Origin of the sequence: Paenibacillus sp. ov031 (assembly GCF_900143165.1) — a bacterium.
GTDB lineage: Bacteria > Bacillota > Bacilli > Paenibacillales > Paenibacillaceae > Paenibacillus > Paenibacillus marchantiae.
In genome coordinates this window covers 588728-608821 of record NZ_FRDO01000004.1, presented here as the reverse complement: position 1 = coordinate 608821, position 20094 = coordinate 588728, and the positions used below count along the sequence as shown (strand labels likewise).

General features: G+C 48.0%; 17 protein-coding genes. 14 read left to right on the top strand and 3 right to left on the bottom strand.

Translation table 11 applies throughout. The features are described 5' to 3' along the window. The first annotated feature begins 6 nt into the window (after positions 1-6). The 4 genes from BUA17_RS20220 (at position 7) to BUA17_RS20205 (ending at position 6484) form a co-directional block, all read left to right on the top strand. Complete coding sequence (locus tag BUA17_RS20220; RefSeq protein ID WP_024633055.1) at positions 7-765, top strand: tRNA threonylcarbamoyladenosine dehydratase; 759 nt, start codon at positions 7-9, stop codon at positions 763-765. Positions 766-959: 194 nt separating this feature from the next. Further along, positions 960-2258, top strand: coding sequence for an NCS2 family permease (locus tag BUA17_RS20215; RefSeq protein ID WP_072734763.1), 1299 nt, complete (start codon positions 960-962; stop codon positions 2256-2258). Between the two features lie 68 nt (positions 2259-2326). Further along, the gene (locus BUA17_RS20210) at positions 2327-4120 is read left to right on the top strand and encodes an ABC transporter ATP-binding protein (protein WP_072734815.1); all 1794 of its coding nucleotides are present in this window, start codon (positions 2327-2329) and stop codon (positions 4118-4120) included. 177 nt (positions 4121-4297) lie between these two features. Then, on the top strand, positions 4298-6484 hold the full coding sequence (locus tag BUA17_RS20205; protein WP_072734762.1) for a HelD family protein: 2187 nt from the start codon (positions 4298-4300) through the stop codon (positions 6482-6484). 135 nt (positions 6485-6619) lie between these two features. On the opposite strand, the gene BUA17_RS20200 is transcribed toward BUA17_RS20205, so the two are convergent. Both BUA17_RS20200 and BUA17_RS20195 read right to left on the bottom strand, forming a co-directional pair. After that, positions 6620-7522, bottom strand: a complete 903-nt coding sequence (locus tag BUA17_RS20200) for a DMT family transporter (protein WP_063566840.1) — start codon at positions 7520-7522, stop codon at positions 6620-6622. A 34-nt stretch (positions 7523-7556) separates the two neighbouring features. Further along, a complete protein-coding gene (locus tag BUA17_RS20195; RefSeq protein ID WP_072734814.1) occupies positions 7557-8297 on the bottom strand; it encodes an SDR family NAD(P)-dependent oxidoreductase in 741 nt (246 codons plus the stop codon). Between the two features lie 163 nt (positions 8298-8460). On the opposite strand from BUA17_RS20195, the gene BUA17_RS20190 reads away from it, so the two are divergent. From BUA17_RS20190 to crcB (BUA17_RS20175), 4 genes are read left to right on the top strand one after another with little or no spacing between them, the layout of a single operon-like run. Further along, positions 8461-9339, top strand: a complete 879-nt coding sequence (locus BUA17_RS20190) for a LysR family transcriptional regulator (RefSeq protein ID WP_072734761.1) — start codon at positions 8461-8463, stop codon at positions 9337-9339. Positions 9340-9392: 53 nt separating this feature from the next. Continuing rightward, the gene (locus BUA17_RS20185) at positions 9393-10700 is read left to right on the top strand and encodes a replication-associated recombination protein A (RefSeq protein WP_072734760.1); all 1308 of its coding nucleotides are present in this window, start codon (positions 9393-9395) and stop codon (positions 10698-10700) included. A gap of 28 nt (positions 10701-10728) precedes the next feature. After that, on the top strand, positions 10729-11130 hold the full coding sequence (gene crcB, locus BUA17_RS20180; protein WP_072734759.1) for a fluoride efflux transporter CrcB: 402 nt from the start codon (positions 10729-10731) through the stop codon (positions 11128-11130). Next, positions 11127-11486, top strand: a complete 360-nt coding sequence (gene crcB, locus BUA17_RS20175; protein WP_063566844.1) for a fluoride efflux transporter CrcB — start codon at positions 11127-11129, stop codon at positions 11484-11486. Before crcB (BUA17_RS20180) ends, crcB (BUA17_RS20175) begins: the two co-directional genes overlap by 4 nt. Positions 11487-11627: 141 nt before the next feature. On the opposite strand, the gene mnmA is transcribed toward crcB (BUA17_RS20175), so the two are convergent. After that, complete coding sequence (gene mnmA, locus BUA17_RS20170) at positions 11628-12752, bottom strand: tRNA 2-thiouridine(34) synthase MnmA (RefSeq protein ID WP_064635858.1); 1125 nt, start codon at positions 12750-12752, stop codon at positions 11628-11630. A 323-nt stretch (positions 12753-13075) separates the two neighbouring features. On the opposite strand from mnmA, the gene BUA17_RS20165 reads away from it, so the two are divergent. The 6 genes from BUA17_RS20165 (at position 13076) to alaS (ending at position 20049) form a co-directional block, all read left to right on the top strand. Then, positions 13076-13495 carry a cysteine metabolism transcriptional regulator CymR gene (locus BUA17_RS20165; RefSeq protein WP_063566846.1) on the top strand — a complete coding sequence of 140 codons (420 nt, stop codon included), beginning with the start codon at positions 13076-13078 and terminating at the stop codon, positions 13493-13495. 125 nt (positions 13496-13620) lie between these two features. Continuing rightward, entirely contained in the window at positions 13621-14772 is a 1152-nt protein-coding gene (locus tag BUA17_RS20160) for a cysteine desulfurase family protein (protein ID WP_072734758.1), read from the top strand. A 164-nt stretch (positions 14773-14936) separates the two neighbouring features. Further along, on the top strand, positions 14937-15458 hold the full coding sequence (locus BUA17_RS20155) for a PRC-barrel domain-containing protein (RefSeq protein WP_024633069.1): 522 nt from the start codon (positions 14937-14939) through the stop codon (positions 15456-15458). Positions 15459-15468: 10 nt separating this feature from the next. Next, positions 15469-15678 (top strand): hypothetical protein, encoded by a 210-nt coding sequence (locus tag BUA17_RS20150; RefSeq protein ID WP_024633070.1) that lies wholly within the window; start codon positions 15469-15471, stop codon positions 15676-15678. Between the two features lie 251 nt (positions 15679-15929). After that, a complete protein-coding gene (locus BUA17_RS20145; protein WP_063566848.1) occupies positions 15930-16997 on the top strand; it encodes an AI-2E family transporter in 1068 nt (355 codons plus the stop codon). 421 nt (positions 16998-17418) lie between these two features. Beyond that, the gene (alaS, locus tag BUA17_RS20140) at positions 17419-20049 is read left to right on the top strand and encodes an alanine--tRNA ligase (protein WP_072734757.1); all 2631 of its coding nucleotides are present in this window, start codon (positions 17419-17421) and stop codon (positions 20047-20049) included. Positions 20050-20094 lie beyond the last annotated feature (45 nt).

Sequence of the window (20094 nt, the reverse complement as noted above, 5' to 3'; positions counted from 1 at the left end):
TTCTCAATGCTCCATCAATTTTCAAGAACAGAACTGGCAATTGGACCTGAAGGTCTGAACGCTTTGAAAAATAGTACAGTAGCTGTGCTCGGCATCGGCGGCGTGGGCGGTATTGCAGTGGAAGCTCTCGCCCGTAGCGGTGTTGGACGTATCATTCTGATTGATAAAGACGTGGTAGACATCACCAACATCAATCGTCAGATTCATGCTTTGACCACGACCGTTGGTCAGAAAAAAGCAGATCTGATGGTGGAGCGCGTGAAGCTCATCAATCCGGAGTGCGACGCGATTGCACTGAATATGTTTTACACGGAAGAAACGTATGAGGAATTGTTCAAGTATGAGCTGGATTATGTGTTGGATGCTTCCGACACGATCATTTACAAAATCCACCTTATCAAGGAATGCCTCAAACGGAAGATTCCGGTCATTTCCAGCATGGGTGCGGCAAACAAAATGGACCCGACGAAATTCCAGGTTGCGGACATTTCGAAAACGACCATGGACCCGATTGCTCGTGTTGTCCGTACGACACTTCGCAAAGACGGTATTAAAAAAGGTGTGAAAGTGGTCTTTTCAACCGAAAAGCCGCTCAAACCACGCGAAGATGTAACACAGAAAATCGTTCCTGAGAATGCGCCGGAAATTCGCAAGGCCAAACAGCCACCAGCGAGTAACGCCTTTGTTCCTCCGGTAGCCGGACTGATCATGGTCAGCGTGGCCGTCAAGGAACTGATCGAAATTGCAGAGAATAAGCAGCAGTAATCTGTTGTGAAGGAAAAGCGTAGGTGCCGACAAGGTACCTGCGCTTTTTTTTGCATGCGCAAACCTTAACAAATGTCAGGGTTACGTGATGTACTTCAATCCCAAAAGCGTGTATGATATGTGGTGCTGTGCGAAATGATGGTAACTGATAACTACATTTGTTCGGCTTACATAGAGAGAGGGGAACGGAACGAATGAAACAAGGATGGATGACCAGACAACTTGGCCTGGAGCCGGGAGACCAGTGGAAGAAGGAAATTGTGGCGGGGGCCATTTCCTATTTTGCCGTGGTGTATATCGTAATGGTCAATGCAACAATTCTGGCCGATGCCGGAATGCCGCTACAGGCGGCAATGGTGGGTACACTGCTGACGTCCATCGCAGGTTGTTTGCTGATGGCATTTGGCGGTAAGTCGCCGATTATCGTTGTACCTGGCATGGGTATCAATGCATTTTTCACCTACACACTCGTACATTCGATGAAATTGAGCTGGCAGGAAGCCTTGGCGGTTGTATCTGTCACCGGTGTGCTGTTTGCGGTCGTAGCCTTTACATCGTTATATAAAATAATTAGTGAGGCCATTCCGAAAAACCTGCAGCATGGCATTACGGTGGGGATTGGCCTGTTCCTGACGTTTATTGGTTTGCAAAAAAGCGGAATCGTCATCGCACACCAGACCACATTTGTGGCGATCGGACATTTTAATGATCCTGGAGTGATCACTGCCTGTGTCACTCTTGTGATCGCCTTGATTTTATTTATACGCAATGTACAAGGCGGGCTTCTGATCAGTATTTTGGCGGGAACTGGACTAGCTTATGTGCTTGGCGCTGTAAAACCAGGTGATCCGGTGTCTGCCACAGAAGCACTGCATCAATATGGTGGTTTGTTTGCCCAGCTTTCCTTTGCAAATCTGTTGGATCTATCGTTCTGGATTGCAGTATTTCTGTTGTTGCTGATCGTTGTATTTGAGAACATCGGCCTGATCACAGCCCAAACCCATCTTATTGGTCGCCCCCAAAGGTTTAAAGGCAGTTTGCGGGCGCTGTCGATCTCCAATATTTTTGCTGGAATTTTTGGCAGCAGCCCTACTGTAGCTGCGGCGGAGACAACAGCGGGCATAGCAGCAGGTGGGCGGACGGGCTTGACTCCACTGGTTACCGCAGTGCTGTTTGGTGCAACGTTCTTCTTTATTCCGCTGTTGGGTTATATTCCGGACAGTGCTATTGCACCGATTTTGATCATTATTGGCGGCTTGATGGTACAAAGTGTGAAGGATATGGATTTCAGTGATTTCACGGAAGCTTTTCCGGCTTTTCTGATCATGGTCATGATTCCATTTACGTATAGCATCGTGGACGGTATGGCATTTGGATTCATTGCGTATCCGGTGGCGAAGCTGGCGGCGGGTCAGGGCAAACAGGTGCCTAAAGTCATGTATGGCATTGCCATCCTGTTTTTGGCCAATTTCGTGCTGCATGGGATATTGTAAAAGACAGGAAACGTAATGTGGTTCGTACGATGATCTCTGGTGAACAAGGAGAGAACGGGGGAACGGAAATGGAAGAGCAACAACAGGCAGGTCAAGCTGAATCGAAAATAGGAAAAAAGGGATTCAAGGATTTTGTGAAGCTGATTGCTGCCACAAATCCACCGAAGCTTATTCTGATCATAGCGTTGATCCTGACACTTATTCAGACGACAGCCGGACTGATTGTTCCGCTGATGACCAAAGGCCTGATTGATGGGCTCACGATGTCTGCGCTGAACAAGTCCGTTATTTTCCTGCTGCTGGGGGCATTTGTTATTCAGGCCATCGCTTCAGGCATAAGCATCTATATGTTGAACTATGCAGGTCAACGGGTGGTTGCGACATTGCGAACGAAGCTGTGGAACAAGGTGTTATCCTTGCCGATGCCATATTTCGACCGGAATCGTACGGGTGATACGATGAGTCGAATCACGAATGATACAAGTCAGATTATGACGCTAATTGCGGATTATCTCGTTTCTTTTGTATCCAATATCGTTGCGGTTGTGGGCGGGGTAGCGTTGCTTTTCTATCTGGACTGGGTCATGTCACTCATTATTCTGAGTCTGGTGCCGCTAACGCTACTCATCCTGCTGCCTGTTGGTCGTAAAATGTACAAAATCTCCAAAAAGCAGCAGGACGAAATGGCAGGTCTTACTTCGGTGCTCAGCCAAGTCATTGGCGAGATTCGTTTGGTGAAAGCTTATGGTACGGAGAAACAGGAGGCGGAAGCAGGCGATTCCCGTATTGGGAAGATGTTTGCTTTTGGACTCCAGGAAGCGCGGATTTTGGCGTTGATTGGTCCACTCTTTACGTTTGTCATGACGGCTGTACTGGTTGTTATTCTGGGTGTTGGCGGCATGCGGGTAGCTTCTGGCTTGCTGTCTCCTGGTGAACTGGTCGCCTTCATTCTGTTGTTGTTCCAAGTGATTATGCCGATGGGGCAATTTACGACACTGTATTCACGTCTGCAAAAGGTTGTCGGTGCGACAGAACGCATTCAGGCCATTCTGGCACATGAAGAAGAACCTCGTCATAGCACAGCAATAGCTCCTAAGGGCAATGAGACAATTACATTTAACAACCTGCACTTCTCTTATGTAACAGGGGAAGAGGTACTGCATGGAATTAATCTGACCGTTCCGGCCCGTAAAGTGACGGCCATTGTTGGGCCAAGCGGCAGCGGGAAATCAACGCTATTCTCCCTGTTGGAACAGTTCTATCTTCCGGGGGCGGGCAGTATATCGTATGGTGGACAAGCTATAACGGATTATTCATTAGCCTCCTGGCGAAGCAAGATTGGATATGTATCACAGGAGAGCCCTCTGATGGCAGGCACAATTAAGGAAAACATGACATACGGGCTGGGCCGTGAGGCGAATATGGACGAAATTAGACAGGCGGCAGAAATGGCTTATTCCTCCGCTTTTATTGATAAATTGCCTCAGGGCTACGATACAGAAGTGGGAGAACGCGGAATCAAGCTCTCCGGTGGTCAACGTCAACGGATCGCTATTGCTCGTGCACTGCTGCGCAGCCCGGATATTCTGATGCTGGATGAAGCGACGTCCAGTCTGGACAGCACCTCGGAACATGAGGTACAGCAAGCCTTGTCCAATCTGATGGAAGGACGAACGACAGTTGTTATTGCACATCGATTGTCCACCGTTGTCGATTCTGATCAGATTGTTGTTCTGGAACAGGGACATGTGACGGGAACCGGAACACATGCGGAGCTAATTAGCAACCATCCGGTATACCGTGAACTGGCACAGAAACAGTTTGTGGCACAGGATGGGAAGCCGGATTCTGAGCCGGTATGATGTTAAAGGATGACCGTTGTTCATCTGTTCTTTGCGAACAGGAACAGCGGTTTCTTTCATTTTGCTATCCAGGCTACTGTAGCTTTTTATACATCAATATGATATAGTGGGTATCCTTTTGTGTCGTCAGTGATTGACTATGCAGAGCAAAACATATTCTTAGGAGGTAACTGAAACATGTCAGACAGCTTTCAAAGTGCCTATCAAGAAGAAGAGTACAGGTTAGAGCGAACGATGAAGGAAGTGGACAGTCAGCTGGAACGGCTGCAGAATATCCCGGTATACACCGGCCACGACTTCACAGAGCAAGTGCTGGAGGCCGGACGTGAAGAGCGCCGCACCGCCTTGTCCAAGAGCGCGCAGCAACCCTATTTCGGACGCTTGGATTTCGAAGAACAGGGCAGTGGTGCACGGAAACCGCTGTATATTGGCAAAATCGGCGTAGACCGCGAAGAGGTGGGAGAGCATCCGCTCGTCATCGATTGGCGTGCTCCTGTCGCAAGCCTGTTTTACTCATTTACCGGAGGGGAAGCCTCCGCAATGTATGAAGCCCCAGAGGGACTTATTGAGGGCCTGGTTTATCTGAAACGAAACGTTGTCATTCGGCAGCGTATATTGGAACGTGTGGCGGATACGTACAATCGGGACAGTGACCAGCCAGCCGTATCAGATGAATTCCTTGTGTATCGATTGGGTGAGAACAAGGACAACAAGCTTCGTGATATCGTATCCACCATTCAGGCGGAGCAGGATCAGATCATTCGTGCGGCGAGAAACACCGCATTGATCATTCAGGGTGTGGCCGGTTCGGGTAAAACAACCGTCGCACTGCATCGGCTTGCCTTTTTGCTATATCAATACAAGGAACAGGTATCAGCGGAGAAAATGGTTATTTTCGCACCCAACCACATGTTTCTGGATTACATATCAGATGTACTCCCAGAGCTCGGTGTAGGAGATATTCAGCAGCGTACATTCCCGGATTGGGCGATGAACTTACTGGGGTTAGACCTGCCTTTGGCAGACACGTCGGAGACTTTGAACACTTGGTTTGAAACGCCGGATGCACGTCCTGAACTCAATGATGATGTGCCTGGGCGTTATAAAGGCTCGATCCGCTTCATGGAACTGATTGGGGAGTGGCTATCCGGGATGGAAGAGGAATCCGTACCTGATATGGACTTCAGCCCATGGGATGGTGCAGTGCTCAGCAAAGCCGAGATTGAGAACTGGTTCGGGGATGAGTACAAACATTATCCGCTGGCGAAACGCAAAGAGCGGGTTATGGCGCGTATTCACCGCTGGATTGAGATGGAACTCAAGAAACCTTCCCCGGAAGCTGTTCGCAAAGAGCGTAAGAAGAAAGCGGCAACCCGTGAGAAGGCCTACGCCAAAAAATGGCCTCAATATGAACCGCTTACGCTGTACAAACAGCTGTTTAAGGTTGTTAAAGGCGGTTCGGTACCTGCCTCGCTCAGCGGGCTTATTCCCAAATTGGTGATGAAGCAAACGGCTGCAGATCTGAAGCAGGATATCATCCGTGAAGAGGATTTGCCTGCATTGGTGTACATTCATACCTTGGTTCATGATATTGAAGGCTCCGAGCGATTCGATCATGTCGTCATTGATGAAGCGCAGGACTTTTCTCCTTTTCATGTGGCGCTATTGGATCAGTTTGTCAAAGGGCATTCTTTCACCATACTGGGGGATCTGTCCCAAGGCATTCATGAGTACCGTGGTGTTCACGCGTGGGAAGAGATGAGTTCGCTGTTTCCCGAGGAACAGAATGCATACTTTGCATTGACTCGGAGTTATCGCTCGACAATGGAAATTATCGATTATGCCAATACGATTCTGGAGCGGGGCGTCAAAAGCGGTATTACGGCAATTCCTGTATTCCGGAGTGGTGATCCTGTACGGACATTGTCCTATGGGGTAGAAGGGCGCACAGCAAGCCTCGAACAGGCTCTGAAGCTCTTGACGGTCAAAGACTATCGCACAGTCTCTATTCTGACCCGTACCCTGCGTGAGGCAAAGGAGCTTCACCATGAACTCCAGGCCGCAGGCTGGGATCTGAACTTGATTGACGGCGGCAAAAAACAGTACACAGGCGGTCATTCCGTTTTACCTGTCTATTTGTCGAAAGGGTTGGAGTTTGATGCAGTTATCGTAGCGGATAGCGATGAGAAACACTATTTGCCCAATGCGGGTGATGCGAAGCTGTTGTACGTTGGCTGTACACGGGCATTGCACGAACTGTGGTTATTCCACGACGGCCCATTGCCAGACTATGCTGCTGCAACCCACAATCCGGAAGGCGAGTCTGTTGCCATTCAGGGTTGGCCTGACAGCGAGGCAGAGTGAAACCTTGTTGTTGAACATAGCATTAATATAGAAAGAGCATGGCGCTGTTAAAGCACCATGCTCTTTTTTGTACTTTTCAGATGAGTATTATTATCGAGTGGCTCACCTAAAGTTTCGCTGTTATTCTTCTGCTAGTTAACTTGCAGGTGTACGTTGGGTCAAACCCGGTTTATCCAAAGCTGAGTTATGACTGACGGGACGTCGGTTAACCAGGAAAATCCCCAGACAGATCATTACCCCACCTACACCCACAATCCAGCCGACATGCTCTTCCAACAAGACGAAGCTCGACAGCAGTCCAAACAGCGGTGCCAGAAAAAGAAAGGAACTGGTTTTGGCCGGATCTGTGTTCTGCAGCAAATAAAACCAGAGGGTGAACTGAATGATGGAACAGAAAATTGTCAGCCAAACCAGGACAACGATGGACGTTGTATTTACGATAAAATGAGGCTGCTCTGTAAACACACTCAGTAGAAGCAGTACTGCCCCTCCAGCGAGCATTTGGTAAGCGGTAAGTACAAATGTATCATGAGCAGCTCCCCAGCGCTTAATGAGCAACGTGGATACAGCAAAGGAGACAGCGCCGCCAAACCCAATCCATGTCCCAGGACTCAAGCTCAGATGGAATCCAAAGGTCAACGCCACTCCGACAAATCCGAGAATCACACCGGTCCACTGGCTAAAACGATAGGACACACCATATAGAGCAGCACTCAGGATGATGACAAGCAAAGGATTCGTAAACGTGATAATGGCGGATTCTCCCGAACTAATCCAGTTCATGCTGTAGTAGGCACATCCCATTACTCCCGCCGACTGGAACAGACCGATTACGGCGATTTGCATCCACTGTTTCCACCCCACAGGCATGGGACGTTTTCTGATGATCCACGCTAGTAATGCTCCTGCCAATATATAGCGAAGTCCCATTAACAAAAAGGGAGGAGCATACATCATACCGATTTTTCCTACGGGAAACGAGGTTCCCATGATGAGAGTTGTAACAAGGATCAGGAGCGTATATTTTAAAGGCTTCATCAGGATTCCTCCACTTCGCTTCCCATGCTCATAATCATAACGTCTGACCGCTATCTACTGTAATCAGTTGCCCGGTCATGGATGGTTGCTCCAACGCGGCGCATATCATATGTGCAATGTCTTCGCTTGCCGCTATTCGCTGCAACAATAATTCACCACCCAGACGATGCATTTGTTCTTCCTTTCCTGCCCACCATCGGGTTGCGACTGCACCCGGAATGATGGCGTTAACCCGAATATCGGGGGATAGCGAGTGTGCCAAAGACTTCGTCAAACCGTGTACTGCTGCTTTGGAAACTGCGTAAGGAAGGGAGGACCCAGATCCTGTGCTGCCAGCGATACTGCCAAGGTTAACGATTGCGCCTTGACCTGCCTGCTGCATTCCTTTCGCTACAGCTCGTGCGCAGTAAAACATGCCTTTAACATTAACGTCATATAGTTCATTCCATATGTCATCCGTTACGGATTCCAGATCCTTCATTGGGATATGATGCGTAATGCTGGCGTTATTTACGAGTGCGGTCACAGGGCCAACTTTATTAGTGATAAAGGCTACCATTTGACGAACCTCGACATCGAAACCCACATTAGCCTGAACTGCAAAAGCATGACCTCCCGCATTCAAAATATGTTGTACAGTCTCTTCGGCCTCATCCTGGGAACGGGAGTAATTGACGGCAACGGTTGCTCCACGACTAGCGAGCAGTATACTGGCAGCTCTGCCAATACCCGTACCGCCTCCGGTTACCAAAGCTACAGTGTTCGTCCAACTCATCATTATTAACACTCCTTATGTGAACTCAGCGAGTAGTAAGTTGCTGTGTTCTGATTACCCCGATTGTAGCTCGAAGCAGCTATACTGTATAATGATTGTTAATGGATTAGATATCATTTTAAATGATGTCAGAATGGATATCGTTTTATTTGGGAGGTTTACTATGGAAAGTGGGGATTTAAGGATATTTCAATGTGTCGCACAAGAAGGGAATCTAACCCGAGCTGCGGAGCGCCTCGGTTACGTGCAGTCCAATGTCACAGCAAGGATACGACATCTGGAATCCGAAGTAGGGACACTGCTGTTTATCCGTCATAATCGGGGGATGACGTTATCTCCAGCAGGTGAGATGCTGCTGACGTATGCGGATAAAATTGTAGGCCTGCTCGATGAGGCGGGTAAAGCGTTGAGCTCTACAATTGAACCTTCTGGGCCACTACGCATAGGCTCCACGCAAACTGCCGCAGCGGTACGTTTACCTGAGCTTTTTGCGAAATATTATAAACAGCATCCGGCTGTCTCCTTATCTTTGACTACAGGTAACTCCCAGGTGCTTATGGATCAGGTTATTGGGTATGAATTGGAAGGGGCGTTTATCGGTTGTTCATGTGATCACCCTGATATTGCTTCTACTCCCGTATTCGATGAAGAACTATTCGTTGTCTCCTCTGGTATGGGACCAGAAGATGAAGAACTCACCAGTAAACCGATTCTGGTCTACAGCATGGGATGTTCGTATCGTCAGATTTTGGAGGAATGGTTATCGGCTAGCGGTGTAACCCGTCCGGTCATTATGGAATTTGGAACCCTTGAAGCGATTATTAGCGGGGTTACATCCGGCATGGGAATTTCACTGTTACCCGAAATCGTCATTCGGCATCAGATCGAAAATGGATCACTGCGCAAGCACACACTCCCGGCAGGCATGAATCGGATGATGACTCATTTTATTACGCGCAAGGATGCTTTTGTCAGCAGTGCGCTTGGCGCATTTATGGGTATGCTGCCGCGGGAGTATGATATGATAGAGAATAGCGATTAATCAGAATTTAATAAGGAACAAGTAAAGGCAATCCGTTAAGGAAGTGATGAGCAATGGATTTATTTTCGTTTCAGCAAGATTCAGAACCTCAAGCAAGACTGCTCGCTGACCGCATGCGGCCAGAGCGTCTTGATGAATATATTGGGCAAGAACACATTATTGGACCGGGGAAATTGCTTCGGCGCGCTATCGAAGCGGATCAGATCTCGTCTATCTTGCTTTACGGGCCTCCAGGCTGTGGAAAGACGACACTGGCACATATTATTTCCCAGCATACCCAAGGACAGTTTGTCCGTCTGAATGCGGTGGATGCTTCTGTCAAAGATGTACGTGAAGTCATCGAGCAGGCGCAAACGAACAAGCAGTTGTACGGAACAAAAACCATTTTGTTCCTCGACGAAGTACACCGCTTTAATAGTTCACGTCAGGATGCACTGCTGCCTGCAGTAGAGAAGGGCACGATCATTTTTATCGGCGCAACGACAGAGAATCCCTTTCATTATGTGAATGGGGCCTTGATGAGCCGTTCCACGCTGTTTCAGCTGGAGTCTTTAAACAAAGAGCATTCCCTGATTGCGATGCGCCGGGCACTGACGGATGTGGATAAAGGTTTGGGATTCATGGATCTGCAGGCAGACGAGGAGGCATTGGAACATATTGCGACGATGGCAAATGGCGATATTCGGCGTGCGCTGAACGCCTTGGAACTTGCTGCACTGACTACACCGCCAGAGAAGGACGGCTCGATTCACATTACGCTTGATGTAGCTGAAGAATCTATTCGTCGTCCGATTGTGAAGGCAGATGAATCGACACAATATGATGTATTGTCAGCATTTCATAAAAGCATCCGGGGTTCCAGTGATGCAGCACTGTTCTGGTTTTTGTATGCGGTAGAGAAGCTGGGCATGGACCCGATGACGTTTATACGTCGTCTGATTGCAGCGAGCAGTGAAGATATTGGACTTGCGAATCCGCAAGCGATGACCCAGGCCATTGGGGCGCTGGATGCTTATCGCAATAATGGCTGGCCTGAAGCCAAGCTGAACATTGCCCAAGCGATCCTGTTTGCTGTTGAAAGTCCGAAGTCCAATGCGGTGTACACTGCGATCTCGAAAGCGATGAATGCCATTGATGAGGTGAAATCGGCTGAAGTCCCTCTTCATCTGAGGGATACCCATTATTCCGGTGCAGTGAAGCTGGGACATGAAGGTTACCAATACCCTCATAATTATCCGGGCCATTATGTGAAGCAGGAATATTTACCGAAACAGCTCTCACGCCGTATTTTCTATGAAGCAACGGAACAAGGCAATGAATCCAAGATTCGTCTAAACCAGCAGCGGCGCAGAGAGCTGTAAGATCCATGACCCGGGAGATGCTTGAACGATGAAAGAAATATTCTATATTGGAATCGGTGGAATTTTGGGTACATTATGCCGATATGGGATACAGTTATGGATGCCAGCAGCCAGTGAGGGCTTCCCTTGGGCAGTGCTGCTGATCAATGCCATTGGGAGCCTGTTTTTGGGTTGGTTCTTCACCATAGCTGTTCCAGGTAAAATAACGCCTCAACTTCGTCTTGCAATTGGTACGGGATTTACTGGGGCATTCACCACATTCTCCACCTTTACTCTCGATATGGTCTGTTTATCCGAGGGAGGAATGTGGGGGAAGGCTGTTATATACCTCGTTGTGAGTGTATTTGCAGGGTTATTGCTGTGTGCATTGGGGATTAAAGTTGGACAGCGAATGCTGAGTAAACCGACGCAGGATGGTGTTGCACCATGATCATCTGGATTGGACTTGCAGGAATGCTGGGTGCGGTGCTTCGCTACAGTTTGGGTCGATGGATATCCGGTTCGCTCGGAACGGCCTTCCCATGGGGGACATGGGTCATTAATATCAGTGGTTCTCTGTTACTTGGATTACTCTATGGCTGGCATAAGTCAGCTTCAATCCCGGAAGAAGTCTGGGTGATTTGGGGGACTGGATTTTGCGGAGCGTATACCACATTCTCTACATTTGGATATGAGACCCTTGGTTTGATGGGGCAGGAACGTTACTTAAGAGCATTTATATACGTCATCAGTTCGGTACTGCTGGGGGTTGCGGCTTCTTTTGCAGGAGTGTGGCTGGCTGCATAAGTGAAAATAATTATTTTTTTTGCAGGAAAAAGAAGGAAAAAAGCCATCCGTCATGGTATACATGAAAGATGGCTTTTGTTATAGGAATACACGGTATTATACAAAATCCATATGGGGATGGATTCATTTCTGTTATTGAATCTATTGCAGCGCCGGTACAGGCACTTTTTGAACCTGATCGATCGTTCCGCCGCCGAGACACACATCTCCATCATAAAACACAACGGCTTGACCTGGCGTGATCGCTTTTTGCTGTTGGTCAAACTGTACATCCACGCTGCCATCTTCTTGCCATGTCAGGGTTACACCCTGATCCGGCTGACGATAGCGGAATTTGGCGGTACAACGGAATGGTACGTTAGGCATGTGTGCTGCACCTGCGATCCAGTTTACACCTGTTGCAGTCAGACCGGTTGAATACAGGCTTGCATGTGCATCGCCTTGAACAACAAGCAGTTGATTTTTCTCCAAATCCTTGTCTGCCACGAACCAGGGTTCACCATTACCGGAACCGCCAATGCCGAGACCTTGACGTTGTCCAAGCGTATAGTACATCAGACCATCATGACGGCCCTTCACTTCTCCGGTTGCAATATCAACCATGTCTCCACCTTTGGCAGGAAGATAGTTGCTCAGGAACTCTTTGAAGTTGCGCTCGCCGATGAAGCAGACACCTGTGCTATCTTTTTTCTTCGCGGTGTATAGGCCAGCTGCTTCTGCAATCTTGCGCACTTCCGGTTTTGGAAGATGACCAATCGGGAACATGGCTTTGGACAGCTGGTTCTGATTCAGTGCATTGAGGAAGTACGTTTGGTCTTTGTTACTGTCCACACCGCGCAGCAGTTTGAACGTTCCATCTTCTTCAATGAGGCGAGCATAGTGGCCTGTAGCCACATAATCAGCGCCGAGATCCAGTGCTTTGTTCAGGAATTCGCCGAATTTGATCTCACGATTACACATGACATCAGGATTCGGAGTCCGACCCGACTTATATTCATCAAGGAAATAGGAAAATACTTTATCAAAGTACTCTTTCTCGAAGTTGACAGTGTAGTAAGGAATGCCGATCTGTTCGCAAACCCGGCGTACGTCCTCTGAATCTTCTTCAGCAGTACAGTGGCCGAACTCGTCCGTGTCATCCCAGTTTTTCATGAAAATGCCGATGACATCGTAACCCTGCTCCTTCAGCAGCAGTGCGGTGACGGAAGAATCGACACCTCCGGACATGCCAACGACGACCCGTGTATTTTCAATTGTTTTGGACATCGTTATCACCATTTCTCTATATAAATGTGTTTCGTTTCTTATTCTAGCATAACCGGACTCAAGTTACGATACACCCGGCCAACTTTGGATAGTGTCCACCACAGGCGCACATTTTGGAATTTCGTCAATCTTTTTTTTCCATAAAGCATGCAGATATGTTAACATTAGCTGAGGGTTATGATCGGAATACGGAGGATTAGAGGGACTAGGTCTGTATTTTTCATATCCCGCTGTGGCGGATCCTAGAAAGACGGTCTTGGACCACATCCTGTTATTTTATGTTTTACAACTTGTTTTTTCGAAAATTGAAAGAGGTGACTCCTTTGAAAATATCGACAAAGGGCCGTTATGGGCTCACAATCATGATGGAGCTGGCAGCCAGAACAGGCGAAGGCCCTACATCTTTGAAAAGTATTGCCGAGCGCAACCAGCTCTCGGAGCATTATCTGGAGCAATTGATCGCTCCCCTGCGTAATGCAGGACTGGTCAAGAGTATCCGTGGCGCCTACGGCGGTTACATTCTGGCAGGCGATCCTGCTACCGTAACGGCAGGGGATGTTATTCGTGTACTGGAAGGTCCAATCTCTCCAGTGGATTTCACGGAGGAAGATGATCCGGCGAAGCGCGATTTGTGGTTGCGCATCCGTGATGGCATTGCAGAAGTATTGGATTCAACAACGCTGAAGGATCTGATTACATTCCAGGATCAGGAGCAAAAAGACAGCTACATGTTCTATATCTAATATAGTTGATGATGAGCATCACAGACGACACACTAAAGCCCCCATATTTGGGGGCTTTAGCCGTGCAACAAGCTTCTTTAATGATTTGAAAATATGGAAGTCCAACATATAACGGGGTGAAATCAATGAAAAGAATATATTTGGATCACGCCGCATCGACACCTATGCACCCACAAGTCGCGGAAGCGATGATGAAAGTTATGACAGGGCAATATGGCAATGCATCAAGTATCCATGCCTTTGGGCGTGAAGCCAAACGGACCGTCAGTGGAGCAAGGGATGTCATTGCGGCGTCTTTGGGTTGTTTCCCAGATGAACTCGTATTTACCGGAGGCGGCACGGAAAGTGACAATCTGGCGATATTTGGCGCAGTTTCAGCGAGAAATGAACGGGGACGGCACATCATTACAACGGCCATTGAGCATCATGCGGTACTGCATACTTGTCAGGAGTTGGAGCGACAAGGCTATGACGTGACCTATTTGCCTGTAGATGAGTACGGAAGAATACGTTTGGAAGAGCTGAAAGATGCCATCCGGCCAGATACAGTGCTGATCACCATGATGTATGCCAATAATGAAGTGGGTACGATTCAGCCTATCCGCGAAATTGGTGAATTGGCCCGTCAACATGATATTTTGTTCCATACCGATGCAGTTCAGGCTCTTGGCACCCAGGAAATTTCCTGCAAGGAACTGCCTGTGGATCTGATCAGCTTCTCTGCTCATAAAATTAATGGTCCTCAAGGTGTGGGTACACTATATGTACGGCGCGGAATTGTGCTGGAAGCGAGATCTCATGGTGGCCTTCAGGAACGGCAGCGACGGGCGGGTACCGAGAATATAGCGGGTATCGCTGGTTTTGCGGAGGCGTTGAAAATATCAGGAGAACAAGCGGATGCGCGCCGTGAACATGATCTGGCATTGCGATCATTACTTCTGGAACAATTGGAGCAGCATGTAGGGTTGGAGCATTTCCACGTCAACGGACATCCGGAATATACGCTGCCCAATATCCTGAACATCAGCTTTCCGGAAGTTTCCACAGAGACGATGCTCATGAATCTGGATATGGAAGGCATCGCAGTTGCGAGCGGTTCGGCATGTACTTCCGGTTCCCTCGAAGTATCCCATGTACTCAAAGCGATGAAGCTGCCGGAGACATTTTTGCATTCCGCGATTCGTTTTAGCTGGGGGTTGGGTAATACTACGGAAGAAATCATGATAACCGCCGAAAAAATTGGAACCATTCTTGGGCGACTGCGTAATAGAGCCTAAGGGGCTCTTTGCACATGGAACAGAAGGAGGGAAGAAGTTCCATTTCATCGGTTGGATAGAAGCGGTTTTGATGATCGGCGTCTGATTGCCACTCATCAACTTTGGGCATACCTAGCAATAGCGCCGCGACTATTTAATGATAAGAAGATGAGGGGGACCCTGCGATGAAGCTTCAGGAAATGATCGGACTTGCCGTTTTTGACGTTGAGGATGGAAAGCAGGTCGGTAAAATCCAGGATTTCATTGTGAATGACGATTGGAAAATTGAAGGCATTGAACTTGAAAACAAAGGCCTGTTTACCAGTCATGTCAAAATCGTGCAGTGGCAAGATATCGTTGCCTACGGCGAAGATGCCGTCATGATCCGTAATCAACAGGCTGTCCGCAAAACGGGAGCCGACGACATAAAACACACGTACCTCCTCGGCCAGTCTAAATTGAAGGAGATGTCCGTGCTCACCGAAGAAGGTTTGCTGCTTGGACGTGTCTCTGATGTTTATTTTGACCAGGAGTTGGGAAATACAATAATAGGGATTGAAATTACGGACGGTTTTGTGTCCGATTTGATTGAGGGCCGCAAATGGCTGCCATGTACAAGCGATATGTCTATTGGGGAAAGTGCCATTATGGTGCCGCCGCTGAGTGAACAGCGCTTGGAAAATGCCATTCATTCTGTTAATGGATAGGTGAATGAATATGAAATGTCCAAACTGTAGTTCCAAAGATATTGGGAAAATCGGTTCCCACCAGTTTTATTGCTGGGGATGCTTTATCGAATTAACAGTGAACGGTGAGAAAATGTCCGTATACCAAGTGGAAGAAGATGGCACGCTCAGCTCCCTCGATGATCTGTTCTTCGGGGAAGAGCTGCCGCAAGACTTCCCTCATCTTCATGCTTCTTCTTAATAAGAAGCATAACTTCTTCTATATGCGGTTTCATGACAAAGACTGTCATTGAATGCTGTCATGAAATGATGACAGATGTATATAGTTGCGGTTACATAGTGGTTCAAGGGAACTTGTATGAATATATGCTAACCCGGATCACAAGATGCGTCTCCTTCGTTATGAAGGAGACGCTTTTTTTGTGTGTTAATAAATATTCCCTTCCTTACATATACTGACTTTCAGAGCCAGTCCAAAAGGGAGAGATGCAAGTGGAACAATTAACCAAAAACAAGCTGTTCCGTTATGCCATCTGGCTGCTACTCGGATTGATTATTCTATATTTTATATGGCTGCTGCGGCCATTACTGCTTCATATATATGGATTTTTGAAAACAGTGCTGGCACCATTTATCGTGGCCCTCATCATATCCTATGTTCTCAATCCGATTGTAAGCATGCTGGGAGGGCGCAAAGTCCCTCGAACCATTGCCGTGCTGTTAATCTATGCTTTTTTCCTCACCTGTATCGGGGTCATCTTGATGAATGTGATTCCAGTGTTGATTGAACAGTTGGAGGAACTGAACGAGCATATGCCTGAACTGTCAATGCGTGCTCAGAGTCTGATGAACAATATGGATCACAAATTGATGCCGCCAAGTGTGCGTACAGGTATGAACAGCTGGTTTTTCCAGATGGAGGATCGGCTGACCCAGGGGATCACGAAGCTGATGGATAATATCGGGACAACCATTAATGTGTTGTTCAACGTGTTTATCGTGCCATTTCTCATTTTCTATATGTTAAAAGATTTTGAGGTGTTCGAGCGTACGATTGTGGCGTACCTGCCCCGCTCACGGCGCAAGGCCATTGTTTCGGTTATGAAAGAGATTGACACGGCCTTGGGAAACTATATTCGCGGACAATTTATCGTCTGTGTGATTGTGGGCATCTTTGCCTACATTGGTTACATGGTCATTGATATGCCTTATGCACTGCTGCTCGCGAGCATTGTCGCTGTATTTAACATCGTGCCTTATTTGGGGCCGTTTCTTGGAGCTGCTCCTGCAGTGGTGATGGCGTCTACGGTATCGTTCAAAATGGTGCTTTTCGTTGTTATTGTGAACACACTGTGCCAGGTGCTGGAGAGCAACGTCATCTCCCCTCAGGTGGTAGGGCGGACTTTGCATTTACATCCGTTGTCGATTATCTTCGCGCTCCTTGTGGGAGGCGAACTGGCGGGCATAGTAGGTCTCATTCTAGCGGTGCCAGTTTTTGCTGTTCTGAAGGTCATTGTGCAGCACTTTTTTGCCTATTACATCAAAAGAAGAACGGACTAATCGTAGCAACAGTCTGGTCCTAAAGGGTGCGTTGACACCATATAGGCATATCGATATAATGGAGGGGTATGTTTAGAACAAGAAATCGATGATGAAATGAAGTACGCCGAGGTTCCTTTCCTCAGAGAATAGACTTCTTCGGATCAGATGTAATCTGAGCCCGATGGCTGGAAGAGTCTTGAAAGTTGAAGCGGCAGAAAGCTAATTTCGGAGTGCAGGACAACCCTGCCGGGAGCGACCGTTATTTCGCATCAACGAGGAGATTGTTTGTTTCATCTGCGGATGAACAGCAATAACCAGGGTGGTACCGCGATTACAATCGTCCCTGACTATCAGGGGCGTTTTTTGTGTTTATTTTTACTTGTTAACAACCCGGAGCGAATACGCACCGGACTATTATAATTAATTGGGGGCACTCCGTATGAAAGCCAGTGAAATCCGGTCCAAATGGATAGAGTTTTTTGCAAGTAAAGGTCACAAAATCGAGCCAAGCGCATCGCTTGTACCTCATAATGATCCATCCCTTCTGTGGATCAATGCGGGTATGGCACCGTTGAAACCGTATTTTGACGGTCGGGAGAAACCGGAGAATCCACGTCTTGCCAACTCCCAAAAATGTATTCGTACAAACGATATTGAAAATGTCGGTAAAACTCGCCGTCACCATACGTTCTTCGAAATGCTCGGTAACTTCTCCATCGGAGACTATTTCAAGGAAGAGACGATTACTTGGGCATGGGAATTTCTCACAAGCAAAGAATGGATCGGTTTTGATCCGGAACGTCTCTCCGTAACGGTATACCCGGAAGACGAAGAAGCTTTCAAACTGTGGAACGAAAAAGTAGGCTTGCCTGCTGAGCGTATCATCAAACTGGATGAGAACTTCTGGGATATCGGCGAAGGTCCGTGTGGACCTTGTACCGAAATCTTCTATGATCGCGGCGAAGCTTATGGCAACGACATGAATGATCCCGAGATGTATCCAGGCGGGGAAAATGAACGTTACCTCGAAGTATGGAACCTGGTATTCTCCCAGTTCAATCACAACAAGGACGGTAGCTATACACCGCTTCCGAACAAAAATATTGATACAGGCGCAGGTCTGGAACGCTTTGCATCCATTCTGCAAAATGTGGATTCCAACTTTGACACAGATCTGTTCCAACCAATGATTCAAAGAACAGCGGCTCTTGCCGGTGTGAAATATAATGACAGCGTAGAGATTGACGTTGCACTTAAAGTCATTGCCGACCACATTCGGACCGTTGCCTTTGCTGTGGGTGATGGCGTTCTGCCAAGTAATGAAGGACGCGGATATGTCATTCGCCGTTTGCTCCGCCGTGCCGTACGTTACGGAAAAGTACTGGGACTGGACCGTCCATTCCTATATGAACTGACAACGACTGTTGGTGAAGTGATGGGGATGTACTACCCGGAAGTCGTGGACAAACAGGAGTTTATCGCTAAAGTGATCAAAACCGAGGAAGAGCGTTTCCACGAAACACTCACAGATGGTCTGGCTATTCTTGCGGATATCAGCGGCACAGCCAAGTCCGAAGGACGTACGGTTATTAGCGGGCCTGAAGCATTCAAACTATATGATACGTACGGTTTCCCGTTTGACCTGACAGAAGATTATGCAGCAGAGCATGGTCTGACGGTAGATCGTGAAGGTTTTGATGCTTCGATGCAGAAGCAGCGTGAGCTGGGACGTGCAGGACGCCAAGAAAGCGAGAGCATGAAGGTTCAAGGCGGACCGCTTGCCGATCTTGCGGTTAAAAGCGAGTTTGTTGGTTATAATGACCTGTTGACGGAAGCAAAAGTGGTAGCCATCGTTGCTGGTGACGCACTGGTAGACTCCGTAAGCGAAGGACAGACATGCCAGGTCATCCTTGATAAGACTCCGTTCTATGCGGAAAGTGGCGGACAAGTGAGTGACCAGGGCTTGCTGCGCGGAGCCAGTGTAACGGCGAAAGTGCAAGGTCTGTTCAAAGCTCCGCTGGGACAACACGTACATCTGGTGACTGTAGAGTCCGGTGAACTGCGTGTGGGTGATGTGATTAAAGCTGAAGTGGATGCGTCCAAACGCGGCGATATTATCAAAAACCATACCGCAACTCATTTGCTGCACAAAGCGCTCAAAGATGTGCTCGGAACGCATGTCAATCAGGCAGGATCACTCGTAGAGCCTCAACGTCTGCGCTTTGACTTCTCGCACTTCGGCAGTATTACGCCGGAAGAATTAACAGAGATCGAGCGTCAGGTAAACGAACAGATCTGGAATCGTCTGAACGTAAACATTGAACTGAAAGCTATTGATGAAGCTAAAGAAATGGGTGCAATGGCACTGTTCGGTGAAAAATACGGCGATATCGTACGTGTGGTACAAGTCGGAGACTATAGTTTGGAACTTTGTGGTGGCTGTCACGTAAACAATACATCAGAGATTGGTATCTTCAAGCTGGTGAGCGAGAGCGGAATCGGCTCCGGCGTACGTCGGATCGAAGCTGTGACTGGCCGTGGCGCGTATCTGTATGTAGAAAGTCAGCTTGAATTGCTCAAACAATCCGCATCCCTGCTCAAAGCAAATGTGGCGGATGTTCCTAAACGCATTGAAGGTCTGAATCAGCAATTGAAAGAAGCTGCGAGAGAGACTGAATCACTGCAAAGCAAACTGAGTGCCATGGAAGCAGGCGCATTGACAGATCAAGTGGTACAAGCAGGAAATACACAATTGCTTGCAGCTCGTGTGGATGCTCCGAACATGGATGCACTGCGTACAGTGGCTGATGAATTGAAAGTAAAACTGCCTAATGCAGTACTCGTACTGGGTGCTCCATCTGACGGCAAAGTGAATTTTGTTGTAGCTGTCCCTGCTGAACAAGTAAAACAAGGGCTGCATGCAGGTAAAATCGTCAAGGAAGTTGCGGCAGTATGCGGCGGCGGAGGTGGCGGACGTCCTGATATGGCGCAAGCCGGCGGCAAGGATGCAAGCAAGCTGGATGAAGCGTTGAAACTGGCGGTTTCACTGGTTAGCGGGCATATTGCATAAATCCATTGAGCGGCTTTCAATCTTCAAAATATAAATCGAAATGGT

What these genes read in the sequence shown, in the direction of transcription:
- BUA17_RS20215 (WP_072734763.1), top strand. Translation starts at nt 960, where the DNA reads ATGAAACAAGGATGGATGACCAGACAACTTGGCCTGGAGCCGGGAGAC.
- crcB (WP_072734759.1), top strand. Translation starts at nt 10,729, where the DNA reads ATGAAAGAAATATTCTATATTGGAATCGGTGGAATTTTGGGTACATTA.
- BUA17_RS20210 (WP_072734815.1), top strand. Translation starts at nt 2,327, where the DNA reads ATGGAAGAGCAACAACAGGCAGGTCAAGCTGAATCGAAAATAGGAAAA.
- BUA17_RS20150 (WP_024633070.1), top strand. Translation starts at nt 15,469, where the DNA reads ATGAAATGTCCAAACTGTAGTTCCAAAGATATTGGGAAAATCGGTTCC.
- BUA17_RS20160 (WP_072734758.1), top strand. Translation starts at nt 13,621, where the DNA reads ATGAAAAGAATATATTTGGATCACGCCGCATCGACACCTATGCACCCA.
- BUA17_RS20155 (WP_024633069.1), top strand. Translation starts at nt 14,937, where the DNA reads ATGAAGCTTCAGGAAATGATCGGACTTGCCGTTTTTGACGTTGAGGAT.
- BUA17_RS20220 (WP_024633055.1), top strand. Translation starts at nt 7, where the DNA reads ATGCTCCATCAATTTTCAAGAACAGAACTGGCAATTGGACCTGAAGGT.
- BUA17_RS20200 (WP_063566840.1), bottom strand. Translation starts at nt 7,522, where the DNA reads ATGAAGCCTTTAAAATATACGCTCCTGATCCTTGTTACAACTCTCATC.
- mnmA (WP_064635858.1), bottom strand. Translation starts at nt 12,752, where the DNA reads ATGTCCAAAACAATTGAAAATACACGGGTCGTCGTTGGCATGTCCGGA.
- BUA17_RS20185 (WP_072734760.1), top strand. Translation starts at nt 9,393, where the DNA reads ATGGATTTATTTTCGTTTCAGCAAGATTCAGAACCTCAAGCAAGACTG.
- BUA17_RS20205 (WP_072734762.1), top strand. Translation starts at nt 4,298, where the DNA reads ATGTCAGACAGCTTTCAAAGTGCCTATCAAGAAGAAGAGTACAGGTTA.
- BUA17_RS20195 (WP_072734814.1), bottom strand. Translation starts at nt 8,297, where the DNA reads ATGAGTTGGACGAACACTGTAGCTTTGGTAACCGGAGGCGGTACGGGT.
- BUA17_RS20190 (WP_072734761.1), top strand. Translation starts at nt 8,461, where the DNA reads ATGGAAAGTGGGGATTTAAGGATATTTCAATGTGTCGCACAAGAAGGG.
- alaS (WP_072734757.1), top strand. Translation starts at nt 17,419, where the DNA reads ATGAAAGCCAGTGAAATCCGGTCCAAATGGATAGAGTTTTTTGCAAGT.
- crcB (WP_063566844.1), top strand. Translation starts at nt 11,127, where the DNA reads ATGATCATCTGGATTGGACTTGCAGGAATGCTGGGTGCGGTGCTTCGC.